The sequence below is a fragment of the Pseudomonas sp. TH32 genome (genome assembly GCF_016650855.1).
Lineage (GTDB): Bacteria > Pseudomonadota > Gammaproteobacteria > Pseudomonadales > Pseudomonadaceae > Aquipseudomonas.
This window is the reverse complement of record NZ_JAEKFA010000002.1, coordinates 1,741,057-1,756,200: the sequence shown is the minus strand read 5'-3', so window position 1 is coordinate 1,756,200 and position 15,144 is coordinate 1,741,057. Positions and strand designations below refer to the sequence as shown.

The 15,144-nt window shown below is 60.9% G+C and carries 11 protein-coding genes and 2 pseudogenes; 9 read left to right on the top strand and 4 right to left on the bottom strand.

Annotation, left to right across the window (positions count from 1 at the left end):
- Positions 1 to 42 precede the first annotated feature (42 nt).
- The 7 genes and pseudogenes from JFV30_RS11700 (at position 43) to JFV30_RS11670 (ending at position 9,796) form a co-directional block, all read left to right on the top strand.
- Positions 43 to 969, top strand: a complete 927-nt coding sequence (locus tag JFV30_RS11700; protein WP_003215314.1) for a carbohydrate ABC transporter permease — start codon at positions 43 to 45, stop codon at positions 967 to 969.
- A gap of 10 nt (positions 970 to 979) precedes the next feature.
- Positions 980 to 1,810: a carbohydrate ABC transporter permease gene (locus tag JFV30_RS11695; RefSeq protein WP_003215312.1), complete on the top strand. Its 831-nt coding sequence runs from the start codon at positions 980 to 982 to the stop codon at positions 1,808 to 1,810.
- A gap of 43 nt (positions 1,811 to 1,853) precedes the next feature.
- On the top strand, positions 1,854 to 2,957 hold the full coding sequence (locus JFV30_RS11690) for an ABC transporter ATP-binding protein (protein ID WP_010169614.1): 1,104 nt from the start codon (positions 1,854 to 1,856) through the stop codon (positions 2,955 to 2,957).
- Positions 2,958 to 2,974: 17 nt separating this feature from the next.
- On the top strand, positions 2,975 to 4,456 hold the full coding sequence (locus JFV30_RS11685; RefSeq protein WP_201123815.1) for a mannitol dehydrogenase family protein: 1,482 nt from the start codon (positions 2,975 to 2,977) through the stop codon (positions 4,454 to 4,456).
- Between the two features lie 150 nt (positions 4,457 to 4,606).
- Positions 4,607 to 6,088 (top strand): xylulokinase, encoded by a 1,482-nt coding sequence (gene xylB / locus JFV30_RS11680; RefSeq protein WP_201123813.1) that lies wholly within the window; start codon positions 4,607 to 4,609, stop codon positions 6,086 to 6,088.
- A gap of 12 nt (positions 6,089 to 6,100) precedes the next feature.
- Positions 6,101 to 7,039, top strand: a complete 939-nt coding sequence (locus JFV30_RS11675) for a carbohydrate kinase family protein (protein WP_169388273.1) — start codon at positions 6,101 to 6,103, stop codon at positions 7,037 to 7,039.
- A 155-nt stretch (positions 7,040 to 7,194) separates the two neighbouring features.
- A pseudogene (locus tag JFV30_RS11670) lies at positions 7,195 to 9,796 on the top strand (autotransporter family protein).
- A 519-nt stretch (positions 9,797 to 10,315) separates the two neighbouring features.
- Here the strand turns inward: JFV30_RS11670 and aqpZ are convergent.
- Both aqpZ and JFV30_RS11660 read right to left on the bottom strand, forming a co-directional pair.
- A complete protein-coding gene (gene aqpZ / locus JFV30_RS11665) occupies positions 10,316 to 11,008 on the bottom strand; it encodes an aquaporin Z (protein ID WP_201123811.1) in 693 nt (230 codons plus the stop codon).
- Positions 11,009 to 11,122: 114 nt separating this feature from the next.
- The gene (locus tag JFV30_RS11660; protein WP_201123808.1) at positions 11,123 to 12,364 is read right to left on the bottom strand and encodes a hypothetical protein; all 1,242 of its coding nucleotides are present in this window, start codon (positions 12,362 to 12,364) and stop codon (positions 11,123 to 11,125) included.
- Between the two features lie 254 nt (positions 12,365 to 12,618).
- Between JFV30_RS11660 and JFV30_RS11655 the strand changes: the two genes are divergently transcribed.
- Positions 12,619 to 12,837 (top strand): hypothetical protein, encoded by a 219-nt coding sequence (locus tag JFV30_RS11655; RefSeq protein ID WP_201123806.1) that lies wholly within the window; start codon positions 12,619 to 12,621, stop codon positions 12,835 to 12,837.
- A gap of 161 nt (positions 12,838 to 12,998) precedes the next feature.
- Positions 12,999 to 13,259 (top strand): DUF2790 domain-containing protein, encoded by a 261-nt coding sequence (locus JFV30_RS11650; protein WP_201123804.1) that lies wholly within the window; start codon positions 12,999 to 13,001, stop codon positions 13,257 to 13,259.
- A gap of 80 nt (positions 13,260 to 13,339) precedes the next feature.
- Here the strand turns inward: JFV30_RS11650 and JFV30_RS11645 are convergent, their stop codons facing one another.
- Both JFV30_RS11645 and ilvA read right to left on the bottom strand, forming a co-directional pair.
- A complete protein-coding gene (locus JFV30_RS11645) occupies positions 13,340 to 13,609 on the bottom strand; it encodes a DUF1652 domain-containing protein (protein WP_010169634.1) in 270 nt (89 codons plus the stop codon).
- 525 nt (positions 13,610 to 14,134) lie between these two features.
- Positions 14,135 to 15,133: pseudogene (ilvA, locus tag JFV30_RS11640) on the bottom strand (threonine ammonia-lyase, biosynthetic); the annotation flags it as partial.
- Positions 15,134 to 15,144: the final 11 nt, after the last annotated feature.

The following is a 15,144-nucleotide window of genomic DNA, read 5'->3' as shown; positions in this document are numbered from 1 at the left end:
AGCCCGCTCCCACACGCATGTACCTGACTGGTCCTGATCACCATGAATACCACCACTGCCCAAGTGCAAACCGCTACGCCGGACAAGCCGCGCAAAAGCCGCTTGATCAACCCCGGCTGGTTCCTCGTCAGCCCCTCGGTGGCCCTGTTGCTGCTGTGGATGATCGTGCCGCTGGGCATGACCCTGTACTTCTCGCTGATTCGCTACAACCTGCTCTACCCCGGCGAAAACCAATTCGTGGGCCTGGAAAACTTCACCTACTTCATCACCGACTCGGGCTTCCTGCCCGGTGCCACCAACACCCTGTTGCTGGTGGGCAGCGTGCTGCTGATCAGCGTGGTGTTTGGCGTACTGATCAGCGCCCTGCTGGAGGCCAGCGAGTTTTTCGGTCGCGGGCTGGTGCGGGTGTTGCTGATTTCACCGTTCTTCATCATGCCCACCGTCGGTGCGCTGATCTGGAAGAACCTGATTTTCCATCCGGTGTCGGGGATTCTCGCCTACGTGTGGAAGCTGTTCGGCGCCCAGCCCGTGGACTGGCTGGCCCATTACCCGTTGCTGTCGATCATCATCATCGTGTCGTGGCAGTGGTTGCCCTTCGCGATCCTGCTGCTGATGACCGCCATGCAGTCCCTCGACCAGGAACAAAAGGAAGCCGCCCGCCTGGACGGTGCCGGCGCCATCGCGATCTTCTGGCACCTGACCCTGCCGCACCTGGCACGCCCGATTGCCGTGGTGGTGATGATCGAAACCATCTTCCTGCTCTCGGTGTTCGCGGAAATCTTCACCACCACCAACGGTGGCCCCGGCTACGCGTCGACCAACCTCGCCTACCTGATCTACAACCAGGCGCTGGTGCAGTTCGATGTGGGCATGGCCTCAGCCGGCGGCTTGATTGCCGTGGTCATCGCCAATATCGCGGCGATCATCCTGGTGCGGATGATCGGCAAAAACCTGACTGACAAGCCTTGAGGGCCGCGCCATGACGCTCCAACAATCCCGCCGCCTGCAAAGCGTGTTGCTCGGCACCCTGGCCTGGGCCATCGCGATCCTGATTTTCTTCCCGATCTTCTGGATGGTGCTGACCAGCTTCAAGACCGAAATCGATGCGTTCGCCACCCCGCCGCAGTTCATCTTCACGCCGACGCTGGAGAACTACCTGCACATCAACGAGCGTAGCAACTACTTCAGCTACGCCTGGAACTCGGTGCTGATTTCCTTCAGCGCCACCGCCCTGTGCCTGCTGATCTCGGTGCCGGCCGCCTACTCCATGGCCTTCTACGAGACCAAGCGCACCAAGGGCACGCTGCTGTGGATGCTCTCTACCAAGATGCTGCCGCCGGTGGGCGTGCTGATGCCGATCTACCTGCTGGCCAAGAGCTTCGGCCTGCTGGACACGCGCATTGCGCTGATCATCATCTACACCCTGATCAACCTGCCGATCGTGGTCTGGATGGTTTACACCTACTTCAAGGACATCCCGAAAGACATCCTCGAAGCCGCCCGCCTGGACGGTGCCACCCTGTGGCAGGAAATGGTCCGGGTACTGCTGCCGATCGCCAAGGGTGGCCTGGCTTCCACGGTGTTGCTGTCGCTGATCCTGTGCTGGAACGAAGCGTTCTGGTCACTGAACCTGACCTCGTCCAACGCCGCGCCGCTGACCGCTTTGATCGCCTCGTACTCCAGCCCCGAAGGCTTGTTCTGGGCCAAATTGTCTGCCGTGTCGACCCTGGCCTGTGCGCCGATCCTGATCTTTGGCTGGATCAGCCAGAAACAGCTGGTCCGCGGTTTGTCCTTCGGCGCCGTGAAATAACGGCACCTTCAAACAACAACGAATTTAGAAGCGGAGGCCCATCATGGCCAACCTGAAAATCAAGAATCTGCAAAAAGGCTTCGAAGGTTTCTCCATCATCAAGGGCATCGACCTTGAGGTGAACGACAAGGAATTCGTGGTGTTCGTCGGCCCGTCGGGCTGCGGCAAATCCACCCTGCTGCGCTTGATTGCGGGCCTGGAAGAAGTCACCGAAGGCACCATCGAGCTGGATGGCCGCGACATCACCGAAGTCACCCCGGCCAAGCGCGACCTGGCGATGGTGTTCCAGACCTACGCCCTGTACCCGCACATGAGCGTGCGCAAGAACATGTCGTTTGCCCTGGACCTGGCAGGCGTCGACAAGAAGATTGTCGAGAGCAAGGTCAACGAAGCGGCGCGCATCCTGGAGCTGGGCCCGTTGCTGGAGCGCAAGCCCAAGCAGTTGTCCGGCGGCCAGCGTCAGCGTGTCGCCATTGGCCGCGCGATTGTGCGCAACCCAAAGATCTTCCTGTTCGACGAGCCGCTGTCCAACCTCGATGCCGCCCTGCGCGTGCAAATGCGCCTGGAGCTGTCGCGCCTGCACAAAGAGCTGCAAGCCACCATGATCTACGTGACCCACGACCAGGTCGAAGCCATGACCCTGGCGGACAAGGTGGTTGTGCTGAACAGCGGCCGCGTGGAACAGGTGGGCTCGCCGCTGGAGCTGTATCACCAGCCGGCCAACCTGTTTGTCGCAGGCTTTCTGGGTACGCCGAAAATGGGTTTCCTCAAAGGCAAGGTCACCCGCGTTGACGCGCAGGGTTGCGAAGTCGAGCTGGATGCCGGCGGCCGCATCAGCCTGCCCCTGAGCAGCGCGACCTTGAGTGTCGGCAGTGCGGTGACCCTGGGCATTCGTCCGGAACACCTGGAAATCGCCTCGCCGGGGCAAGCCACCCTGACCGTTACCGCCGACGTCGGCGAGCGCCTGGGCAGCGACACCTTCTGCCACGTCATCACCGCCAGCAAAGAGCCGCTGACCCTGCGTATCCGCGGCGACATGGCCAGCCAATACGGCGAAACCCTGCAGCTGTACCTGGACCCGACCCAATGCCATCTGTTCGACGCTGACGGCGTTGCCGTGGCCCGCCCCCTGCGCGCCGCCGCCTGATTTCGCGAGACTTACCCATGAAACTGAACAAGCAAAACCTCACGCAACTGGCCCCTGAAGTGCAGTTGCCAACCTATGCGATCGCCGATACCCGCCAGGGCATCGCGCACATTGGCGTTGGTGGGTTCCACCGCGCCCACCAGGCGTATTACACCGATGCACTGATGAACACTGGCACCGGCCTGGACTGGAGCATTTGCGGGGTCGGCCTGCGTGCCGAAGACCGCAAGGCCCGGGACGACCTGGCCGGCCAGGACTATCTGTTCACCCTGTATGAACTGGGCGACACCGACGACACCGAAGTGCGGGTTATCGGTTCCATCAGCGACATGCTGCTGGCCGAAGACGGTGCCCAGGCGCTGATCGACAAACTGGCCAGCCCGGAAATCCGCATCGTCTCGCTGACCATCACCGAAGGCGGCTACTGCATCGACGACAGCAACGGCGAGTTCATGGCCAACCTGCCGCAGATCCAGCACGACCTGGCCAACCCGGGCTCGCCGAAAACCGTGTTCGGGTTTATCTGCGCCGCGTTGACCCAGCGCCGTGCCGCCGGGGTTGCGGCCTTTACCGTGATGTCCTGCGATAACCTGCCCCACAACGGCGCCGTGACCCGCAAGGCCTTGCTGGCCTTTGCCGCGCTGCATAACCCTGACCTGCATGAGTGGATCAAAGCCAACGTGAGCTTCCCGAATGCCATGGTCGACCGCATCACGCCGATGACCAGCACCGCGCACCGCCTGCAACTGCACGACGAGCACGGCATCGACGACGCCTGGCCGGTGGTCTGCGAACCGTTTGTGCAATGGGTGCTGGAAGACAAGTTCGTCAACGGCCGCCCGGCCTGGGAGACGGTGGGCGTGCAGTTCACCGATGACGTCACGCCGTACGAAGAAATGAAGATCGGCCTGCTCAACGGCAGCCACCTGGCGCTGACGTACCTGGGCTTTCTGAAGGGTTATCGCTTCGTCCACGAGACCATGAACGATCCGCTGTTCGTGGCGTATATGCGCGCCTACATGGACCTGGACGTCACGCCGAACCTGGCGCCGGTGCCGGGCATCGACCTGACCGAGTACAAGCAGACCCTGGTGGACCGCTTCTCCAACCAGGCGATTGCCGACCAGCTGGAGCGCGTGTGTTCCGATGGCTCCTCGAAGTTTCCCAAGTTCACCGTACCCACCATCAACCGCCTGATCGCCGATGGCCGCGAGACCGAGCGCGCCGCGCTGGTGGTGGCGGCGTGGGCGTTGTACTTGAAAGGCGTGGATGAGAATGGCGTGATCTACCGGATTCCGGATCCTCGTGCCGACTTTTGCCAGGGGCTGGTGACGGATGATGCGCTGATCAGCCAGCGACTGCTGGGGGTGGAAGAGATTTTTGGTACGGCTATTCCCAACTCACCTGCGTTTGTGGCAGCGTTTGAGCGGTGTTTCGAGAGCCTGCAGGATGTGGGTGTGAGTAAAACGCTGGAGCGGCTGCTCGCCAATCTCAACTGACAGAACCGAATCAAAATGTGGGAGCTGGCTTGCCTGCGATAGCGGTGTATCAGCTACATAGTTGCTGGCTGAAGGACCGCCATCGCAGGCAAGCCAGCTCCCACGTTGATCGCATTCTCACTCCAAAAACAACACTGCTGAGCGACGATCATGACCCAGCAAAACCTCTACCTCGGCATCGACTGCGGCACCCAGGGCACCAAGGCGATCGTCCTCGACGCTACCAGCGGCAAAGTCCTGGGCCTGGGCGCTGCCAGCCACACCCTGATCAGCGGCGCCAACGGGCGCCGCGAACAGCACACCCAGGAATGGCTGGACGCGTTCACCGAAGCCACTCACCGCGCCTTGCAACAGGCCGGTGTGGACGGCCAGGACATCCTCGCCATCGGCGTCTCCGGCCAGCAACATGGCCTGGTGCTGCTGGATGACCAGGGCCAGGTATTGCGCCCGGCCAAGCTGTGGTGCGACACCGAAACCACGCCGGAAAACGATCGCCTGCTGCAGCATCTGGGCGGAGAAAGCGGCTCCCTGGAGCGCCTCGGCGTGGCCATCGCACCCGGCTATACCGTGTCCAAGCTGTTGTGGACCCGCGAACAGCACCCGGAAATTTTCGCGCGCATCGCCCATGTCCTGCTGCCCCACGATTACCTCAACTACTGGCTCACCGGCCGCGCCTGCGCCGAGTACGGCGATGCCTCGGGCACCGGTTATTTCAACGTGCGCACCCGGGAATGGGACCTGGCGCTGTTGCGCCACATCGACCCCGAAGGGCGCCTCGAAGCCGCGCTGCCCGAGTTGATCGAGGCCAACCAGACAGTGGGCATCATCCTGCCAGCCATCGCCGAGCGCCTGGGCATCAACCCGAATGCGCAGGTGTCCAGTGGCGGCGGCGACAACATGATGGGCGCCATCGGCACCGGCAATATCGCCCCCGGCGTGATCACCATGAGCCTGGGTTCATCCGGCACCGTGTATGCCTTTGCCGATCAGGCCAACGTCAGCCCCCAGGCGTCGGTGGCAACGTTCTGCTCGTCCAGCGGCGGCTGGCTGCCGTTGATCTGCACCATGAACCTGACCAATGCCACCGGGGTCATCCGCGAACTGTTCGACCTCGACCTGGCGGCTTTCAACACCCTGGTGGCCGAGGCCCCGATTGGCGCCGACGGCGTGAGCATGCTGCCGTTCCTCAACGGCGAACGGGTGCCCGCCCTGCCCCACGCCACCGGCAGCCTGCACGGTCTGACCATGACCAACCTGACCCGCGCCAACCTGTGCCGCGCGGTGGTCGAAGGCACCACCTTCGGCCTGCGCTACGGCCTGGACCTGCTGCGCCAGACCGGCCTGCAAAGCCAGAGCATCCGGCTGATCGGCGGCGGCTCGAAAAGCCCGGTGTGGCGCCAGATGGTTGCCGATATCATGAACACCGAAGTCATCTGCACCGAACAGAGCGAAGCCGCTGCCCTGGGCGCGGCGATCCAGGCGGCGTGGTGCCAGTCGGGTGAGAGCCTGGCGCAGCTGTGCGAGCGCTGCGTCAGCGTCGACGCGGCCAGCCGTACGCTGCCGGATGCCGGCAGTGTCAGCGCCTACCAGCAAGCTTATGAGCGTTACCAACAGCACGTGGCATCCCTTTAAGAGCGAACGAATATGTATTTGGTATGTGGCGAAGCGCTGTTTGATTTTTTCAGCGAGGACGATGCCAGCGGCAAGGCGTCGAGGGTCAACTACAAGGCAATCGCTGGCGGCTCGCCGTTCAACGTTGCCGTCGGTTTGCGTCGCCTGGGAATCGATGCGGGCTTTTTCGCCGGGATCTCCGACGACTACCTGGGCCGGCGCTTGTTGCAGGTGCTCAAGGACGAAGGCGTGCGCGAGGATTTCCTGCTGGAGTTCGCCGCGCCCACCACCCTGGCAATGGTCGCCGTGGGGGCCAATGGCTCACCCCAGTACAGCTTTCGCGGTGAGGATTGCGCCGACCGCCAGCTGCAACTTGAACACCTGCCGGTTTTGGGCGACGAGGTGCGTGGCGTGCACATCGGATCGTTCTCACTGGTGGTGCAGCCGATTGGCGACACCTTGCTGGCCCTGGTCCGCCGGGAAAGTGGCAAGCGCCTGATCAGCCTCGACCCCAACGTGCGCCTTAACCCGCAGCCGAACATTGAGCTGTGGCGCGAGCGGGTGGCCGAGTTGGTCAAGCACGCCGACCTGATCAAGGTCAGCGATGAAGACCTGCACCTGCTCTACCCTGGCCAGGCACCGGAAAGCATTCTGCAAGGCTGGTTGCAGCACCGTTGCCAGTTGGTGTTCCTGACCCGTGGCGGCGACGGCGCAACCGTGTTCAGCCGTCAGCATGGCAGTTGGTCCGCGCCCGCCGTCAAGGTGGTGATGGCCGATACCGTAGGGGCCGGGGACACTTTCCAGGCTGCCTTGATTGCCTGGCTCACGGAACACCAACTGGACTCCGTCGAGGGCCTGCAACAGCTGTCCCGCGAGCAGATCAGCGGCATGCTCACCTTCGCCATCCGCGCGGCCGCGCTGACCTGCAGCAAGACCGGCCCGGACTTGCCCTACCGTCATCAGCTGGACTGAAAAGCGTCCCACAAAAACCAATGTGCCATCATGAAAGCCACGTATTACGTGGCTTTCAGCCCTGCTGCCACCGGTCCAAAAAATCTGCACTGTGTCAAAAACTGTACTAGACCGAAAGGCACGTGCAGTTTTTATAACAAAAGCAGGACAGATCCATGGGCAATAGACGGACCTTTCGCAATCGCGCCGTTTTGACTGTCGGCATCCTCTCACTGCATTACATCACGCCCCAACAAGCCCACGCGGCTTGCGTGCTCACCCCGGGCCCGGGCAACGACACCTATACCTGCGACAGCGGCAGCAGCGCCGGCCTCACCGACCTGCTGGGCAACAACACCCTGATTCTGCCGGCAGGCGGCTCCGGCACCATCAATGGCGGCGTCACCTTTGGCGCAGGCCGGGACGCGGTGCAAATCCGCTCGGGGCTGATTACCGGCGCGGTCCAGCAAGGCGCCGGCATCGACGACTTCGTGATGAGTGGCGGGCAGATCCAGTCCCTTGCCCAGGGCGACGGCCGCGACACCTTTTTCATGAGTGGCGGCACCATCGTCGGCGCGTTTGAAGACGGCGACGTCGCGCAACAGACCGGTGGCACCATCGGCCGCGTCGACATGAAGCTGGACAACAACATTTATGACATGTCCGGCGGGGCGATCCTCGGCAACCTGGTGACCGGTTTCGGCACCGATACCATCATCGTTTCCGGCGGCTCCATTGGCGGCAATATCAGCACCAGCGGCGGTGATGACAGCATTAGCGTGAGTGGCGGCGTGATCAATGGCGAGATCCGCGCCAGTGTCGGCAATGACACCTTCAATTGGGTCAATGGCGGCCAGATCAAATCGGCCGTACTGATGGGCGATGGCAACGACACCGCCCTGCTCAGTGGCCTCAACGAAACCCTGCTCGGCGCCACGCCTTCGATTGACGGCGGCCTGGGCAACGACCAGTTGACCTTCGACAACACCACCTCCAGCACCGCCGCGCGTTATATCGGTTGGGAGACGGTGAACCTCAACAACAACTCGCGGTTTGACCTCGCCGGGGACTTTTTCCTTGGTGACAGCGCCAGCAATACCGGCACCTTCAACATCGACGGCAGCAGCACGCTGGGCGTGACCCAAGGCAGTATCCGCCCCTACACCGCAGGCGCGCTGGCGACCCTCAATAACGCTGGCACCCTCGACATGACCAGCCGCAGCAACAGCGCCACGGATACGTTGACGGTGTATGGCAATTACGTCGGCAACAATGGCCAGCTGTGGCTGCAGTCGGTGCTCGGTGACGACAGCTCCGCCAGCGACAAGCTGGTGGTGTCCGACGGGACCATCAGCGGCCATACGCAAATGACCGTGAGCAACCTGGGCGGCCTGGGCGGCCTCACGCAAAACAACGGGATCGAGGTGGTGCAGGCCCTCAACGGCGCCACCAGCAGCACCGACGCCTTCGCCCTGAAAGGCTCGGTGTCGGCCGGGGCCTACGAATACCTGCTGTTCAAGGGCGGCGTCACCGCAGGCACGGAAAACAACTGGTACCTGCGCTCGTCAGTCGTCGCCGTGCAACCACCGGCGGTTCCGCCGGTACCGCCAACGCCTCCGGTGGTGGTGCCGGTGCCCCCGTCCCGCCCGTGCCGCCGGTGGTTGCCCCGGATGAACCCCCGTGGAACCGCCGACGTCACAGCCTGTTGCGCCGGTCGAGCCCCCTGCTCCACCGCCCAGCCAGGTCGCGGCGGCCAACTCGCCCGAGTCGGCGGCGAGCAATCCGGTGTTGCCAACCGCCATCGCCGGTGCCGAGGCGATCCCGCTGTATCGCCTCGAAGTGCCGGTGTACTCGGTCGTCGTCCCGGCCGCGCAATTAATGACGCTGCAAGCACTGGGCACCTTCCATGACCGCCAGGGCGAACAGAGCCTGCTCGGCGAGACCGGAGCCGTGCCGGCAGGCTGGGGCCGCGCCTATGGCAGTGACTTCAACAAAAGCTGGACCGGCACCGTGTCGCCGAGTTTCGACGGCTCCATCAAAGGCTATCAGGTGGGCCATGACCTCTACGCCTCCGAGACCAGCGGCGGCCAGACTCAACGCTTCGGCCTGTTCATCGGGCAAAGCCGCCTGCAAGGTGACATCAAAGGTTTTGCGATGGGGTTTGAGGACACCCGCTCCGGGCGAGTGAAGCTGGATGGCGACAACTTCGGTGCCTACTGGACCCTGACAGACCCCAAAGGCTGGTACGTGGACCTGGTCGCCATGGGCACGCGCTTTGACGGTGACAGCAAATCCGAGCGTGACGTGAAGATCGACAACAAGGGCCATGCACTGGCGTTGTCGGCCGAGGCCGGTTATCCCATTGCCGTGTCCGATCACTGGGTGGTGGAACCGCAGGTGCAGGTGATCAATCAACACATAGATATGGACAGCCAGCACGACGGCATCTCCAAGGTCTCGTTCGATTCCCAGGACTACTGGACCGGCCGCCTGGGTGCACGCCTGAAGGGGCGTTACCTGGTGCAGAACACTCCCATAGAACCGTATGTGCGAGTCAACGCCTGGCGCACCTTTGGCGGCAGCGACACCGTGACCTACGACGATGTCGACCGGATTAAAACCGATCACAAGTCATCAACTGCCGACCTGGGCGTAGGGGTTGTCGCCAAGTTGTCGTCCACCGTCAGCGTGTACCTGGCGGCGGACTACAACACCCAACTGGACAGCAATGCGTTTGAAGGCGTCAGCGGCAATGCCGGGGTGCGGGTCAGTTGGTAGGGATGGCTCTTACAGGCCGGCTACTCTCTTTTTGCTGCCGCCACAACCTGTCAACTCTGACAGTTGTCATTTCTTTTTTTGTGCCATAACTCAGGCATGAGAAAGGAGGAGCGAATATGTTATCCGCCATGCAACCCAACAGTCGGCGCACTCAACCAACAGATTCCAGGCCGGGTAGTAGAACGGTCTTTGCAATAACGGTTATAGCTACACTGTTTGCTTGTGGGGGCGTTTTGGCGCAACCGCTCAATCTAGGCGACGCTCAAAATACATTCGGGGCTTTTCGTCTGGATGGTATCAGTACCAACAGCAATATTATTGTTGTCGAGTGGGGCGCTCTCAGTACCGGAGACAACAGCGAGAGCGCTTTGTTTTTGCAGGGAACCAACGGGACCGAAACCCTCGGAGGCGCGCTCCTTCAATTCTCACTGCCCTGAAGATCCCGCTTGGCTTGCCGTCCCTGGCCCGAAACGGAGGGAGTCGGCAAGCAACATCCACGTGCCCCCCCCTCTCGTCGACTTACGCTTCCTTTGGACAGGTCACCGCCCTCGCCACCACAGCTCCCACCACCGCACCGACCATCGGTGCCAGCCAGAACGCCCACAGTTGCATCAGGTATTCCCCTCCCGCAAATAGCGCCGGCCCGGTGCTGCGTGCCGGGTTGACCGAGGTGTTGGTCACGGGAATGGCCACCAGGTGGATCAGGGTCAGGGTCAGGCCAATCGCAATCGGCGCAAACCCCGCAGCCGAACCGGGACCGGTGACGCGCATGATGATGAACACAAAAAAGAACGTCGCCACCGCCTCAACCACCAGCGCAGCCAGCAAGCTGTATTGCCCCGGGCTCAACTCGCCATAACCGTTGGCGGCGAAAGCGCCCATTTCAAAGCCTGGCCGACCGCTGGCAATCAGCGCCAACACGGCGGCAGCGACAATTGCCCCCGCGACCTGGGCAATGATGTACGGCACCACATCGACGCCCGGCACGCGGCGGCCGACCCACAGGCCGATGGTCACCGCCGGGTTGAAGTGCGCGCCCGAAATGCCGCCCACCGCGTATGCCATGGTCAGCACCGTAAGGCCAAAGGCCAGGGCAACACCGGCAAAACCAATACCCAACTCCGGAAACGCCGCGGCAAGTATCGCGCTGCCACAGCCACCGAACGTCAGCCAGAACGTCCCCAAAAACTCTGCTGCGATTTTCTTTTGCAAACCCAACTCCACCTGATACCAACGCCATCCGATTGATGGACCCGGTGGCGACGGTAGCAAGAGGGATTAACCCGCCTGTATCAGACTTATCTGGTTAACAGGAAAGCTTAGTGTCTATGGCAGCGTTGCAACGACAGCGTCGTCAGTACCAACGCTATCCTCAGCACCTCCCGCCGCGTAGGTGCCATTCGACGATATCGCCGTCAGCCGGCTTTCCTGACCGCCGCTGAATTGTGGAATAGCCACGGTGCCAGTCGTAGAAGTCCAGGTAGCGGCCTGAGCATGCTCACCGGCGTTTTCGCTGGTGAGTGCGACCGTGTTGTTATCACTCAAGCCCACAAAGCCTATGTGCGTACCGCCCGCAAGCACCGGGATCAATTGGGTGATACCCGTCGAGGGGGTCCAAAAAGCCAATTGGCCGTGGCCATTACTGTCTTGGTAAGACACAACGGCATTCCCGTTATTGTTCAACCGACGCCCGGCGATTCGAGGTGTACCCGGCACGCCGCTGATACTGCTCAGTTGAACCGGAGTGGCGCTTGGGCTTGCCCAGTAAACGGCATGGGGCACATCCGGAGCCGAGAAGTGACAGGTGCCGACAAACTGCACAACATCATTGACGCTACTTACGCTGCAACCCGTGCTGCCGGCCGGTATGGGCAACGTCGTAGTAACCAGCGTGCCGAGCAGTCCGGTTTTTTGCACGACTTTGGCGACGGCGTTACTGGACCCAGGATTCGGGCAGTTGAGAGCAACGCTAGGCACTCCATTTATAGGTGTGTTGTTAACGTCGGCGACAATGCAGTTGTCATGCAGCGCGGATACTTGAAGCGGCGCCGTGCTCCCCGAGAACCACAGGACTGCTGTCGCAACATTAGTACCACTTAAACTCGCCCCCCCTAACACATCGCTCTGGTTGAAGGCGGTGATGGCAGTGCGGACTTCGGGCAGCAATCCTGTGCCGAGTACCGAGACCGCTTGCAATGCGGCAGGTGCAGCACTTGGTGTTGAGCTGTTCCAAATTACAGCGGTGGACCGGTTGTCCGCCATTTTGCAGGTCCCGGCTATTTGTCCATTATTGTCGATAGCCAAGGCAGTACAGCCTTGGCCGCTTACCAGCGGCTGCAACGGGACTTCAGTGCCGGCAGTGATCGCGACCCACGCCACCGATGGCCCGGAAGAATTGCCCGGTGTGCAGGTGCCCACCACAACGCCCGAATTATTGACACCCTGGGAAACACATTGCGCCCCGGCGGCCGTTCCTTCCCCGACAAATGTGGCCGCGCTGACCAGCCCCGTATGGGCGATAGCGCCCACCATAGAGAGGGCAAGCGTACTTTTGATCAACTTGTTCATGGCTGTTCTTTCCCTGGGGCCGAATTTCATGGCCGGCGAATGACACTTTTCAAGCGCCGGGGCACCTAAGTTATGGCATAGATTCCAGGGCCAACAACTGTCAAAGTTGACAGGTTGTGCGACGAGAAAAAAAGGCGTAATTGGTTGACTTCGAGCGATCACGGCAATGTCGCGAGCAGCAAATGCGTAGCCGAAATCGCGCTGGATGGGACGCAAGCAGCCGTTGACGCGTCATAACCCGATAGGAGTCTTCCGTGAAAAATGCAATGGTCTGGTTAGTGTGGGGCATGGCGCTGGCGACATCTGCGGTACATGGCGAGCACCTTGATACTGAGGCCCCACTCGGGCTTGTTCCCTTTGAGTCCACCGCTTTTACATTTGATACGCATGTTTTTGACGATGTGCTGCTTAAGGCCGACTTATTTCCCGTCGCAGCAGACTCATATACATCGCCTGCCCTACTGCCCAATTGATAGGCAAGATGAAGCTTTTGTCAGTAAAGCCTCAATTAATCCATGGTTAATCCGCCGGGACGAGAGTTGAATCGACCGCACTCGCACGGCTCCGGCCGTTGCCCAGGGCGGCCGCGGCTTATCACGTTGATAGGCCCGCGAACGACTTGCGGAGAAACACCATGAAACTGCGTACGTTAATGCTCGGTGGCGCCTTTGCCCTGACAGCTGTAACGGGGATGGCGCAGGCTGATACAGCCCCTGTCATCACGCCCTATCACTACGGCGAGAAGATGGATGTGAAGAAGGTACTTGCCATGCACGAAACCGATACCAATGTCTGCAAAGTGATCAACGCTGATATCAAGTACCTGGACAGTGCCGGGAAAGTCCAGGACGTGAGCTATCGCAAAATGTCGGAAGCCTGTGACTTCCAGAACTGATCCAGAGGCAGCGAATAGTGGGCCTGGCGTTTATCCAGGCCCGCAAGTCTTCACTGACTGAAACTCGGCCGTGCGTTTATTTAATAGAAGGGACGCGCTCCGGCTCTCTTGAGTGCCGGGGTATGGGTGTGCTTGAGGTCTTCGCGCAACTCGGTAATCAAGTTGCAGATCGCCCGACTGCTGTCGAGTTTGTTGGCGCAAATGCCGGTGACCACCAGGTCTACCCGGTCATGGTCGATCTCGTGATAAACCTTGACCGTCAACGAGGCGTCTGAGGCCTTGGTGACTTCACAACGTTTAGGCAGGAAACTTCCTTCAATAATGCCGCGTAGTTCCAGATCCGAAAGCATGGCCGACCTCTCCTTTTATGAGATTGCCAATCGATTGTTATCAATATTCCTACTGCCGGCGTCCGCGGTGACACGATCGCCTTTTGCGCCTTACCAGCCCTGGAAGGCGGCTTCACTTACCCAGCCTACTAGGCTCGTTCGAAACGCGTTGGATCCTTTCCTCATAAGCGACAGCGTTACTTATATAAGTTACGTGGCAGACCGCCATTGACCCATCCGTTCGAGGTGTCAGTGGCCGTATGTGTTGCTCATTCAGAGTTGTAACAAGATCTTATCAAGCATTAAACATGCCGCCGGGCGCACCCGGTTGCGTCCCAGTAAAATCACGGCTTGCGGATAAAAAACATCCCGCCGTTTCATGCATCCTGCAAGAAGCTCCATTGGGCTTCATGCAAATTGAAAGGCTGCGACTTATAAGTGCCTGCACCGCACTTTTGCCCGCCTTTTAAAGGGCTATCCAAACGAGTGACCAGCACTCAATTAAACATTCGTTAGGTTAAACGTTTAACCCGCCTGCGCCGCCACTCGTTCTGCAACATGTCGCAAACTATCGAAGTTGATATTGGCTCCCGAATTGATCGCCACCCATGTTTGGCCCTGGATACCGGTCTTCGCGACTTGCTTGCAGATGCCGGCCACGGCCAGCGCGCCGGAAGGCTCGGTGATCGAGCGAGTATCGTCGTAGATCAGCTTGATGGCGCTGCACAGTTCGTCATTGCTGACGGTGATCACCTCATCAACGTGGTGCCGACAGATTTCAAAACCGTAGGCGCCGATCTGGGCGACGGCGGTGCCATCGGCAAAGCTGTCGACACTCGGCAACACCACACGCTCGCCGGCACGCAAGGCCGCCAGCAGGCAACTGGAGCCTTCGGGCTCGACACCGATGATGCGCACTTCCGGGCGCAGGTATTTGACGTAGGCGGCGATGCCCGCGATCAGCCCGCCACCGCCCACCGGCACAAAGATCGCGTCCAGCGCGCCCTGCTGCTGGCGCAATATTTCCATGGCCACGGTGCCCTGCCCGGCAATCACCTCCGAGTCGTCAAATGGCGAGACAAAGGTGCTGCCCGTGGCCTCAGCCAACTGCAACGCATGGGCCAGCGCAAAGGGAAAACTTTCCCCGTGCAACACCGCCTCGCCGCCTCGGGAACGCACACCCAGTACTTTCAGCTCCGGGGTGCTGCACGGCATGACGATGGTCGCCTTGATCCCCAGTTCCCGAGCGGCCAGCGCCACGCCCTGGGCATGATTGCCTGCCGAGGCGGTGACCACGCCCCGGGCTTTCTGCTCGGCGCTGAGCTGCACCAGCTTGTTGTAGGCGCCGCGAATCTTGAAGGAAAAGGTCGGTTGCAGGTCCTCACGCTTGAGCAGGATCTGATTGCCCAGCAGCGCCGATAGCGCTGGCGCCGCCTGCAACGGCGTGCGCACCGCCAGGTCGTAGACCGGGGCAGCAAGGATCTTTTTCACGTAGTGCTCAAGCAGCCCCGAATCGTGGGTGTGGCGCGCCGGACGGGTACTCATGGATGTCTCCT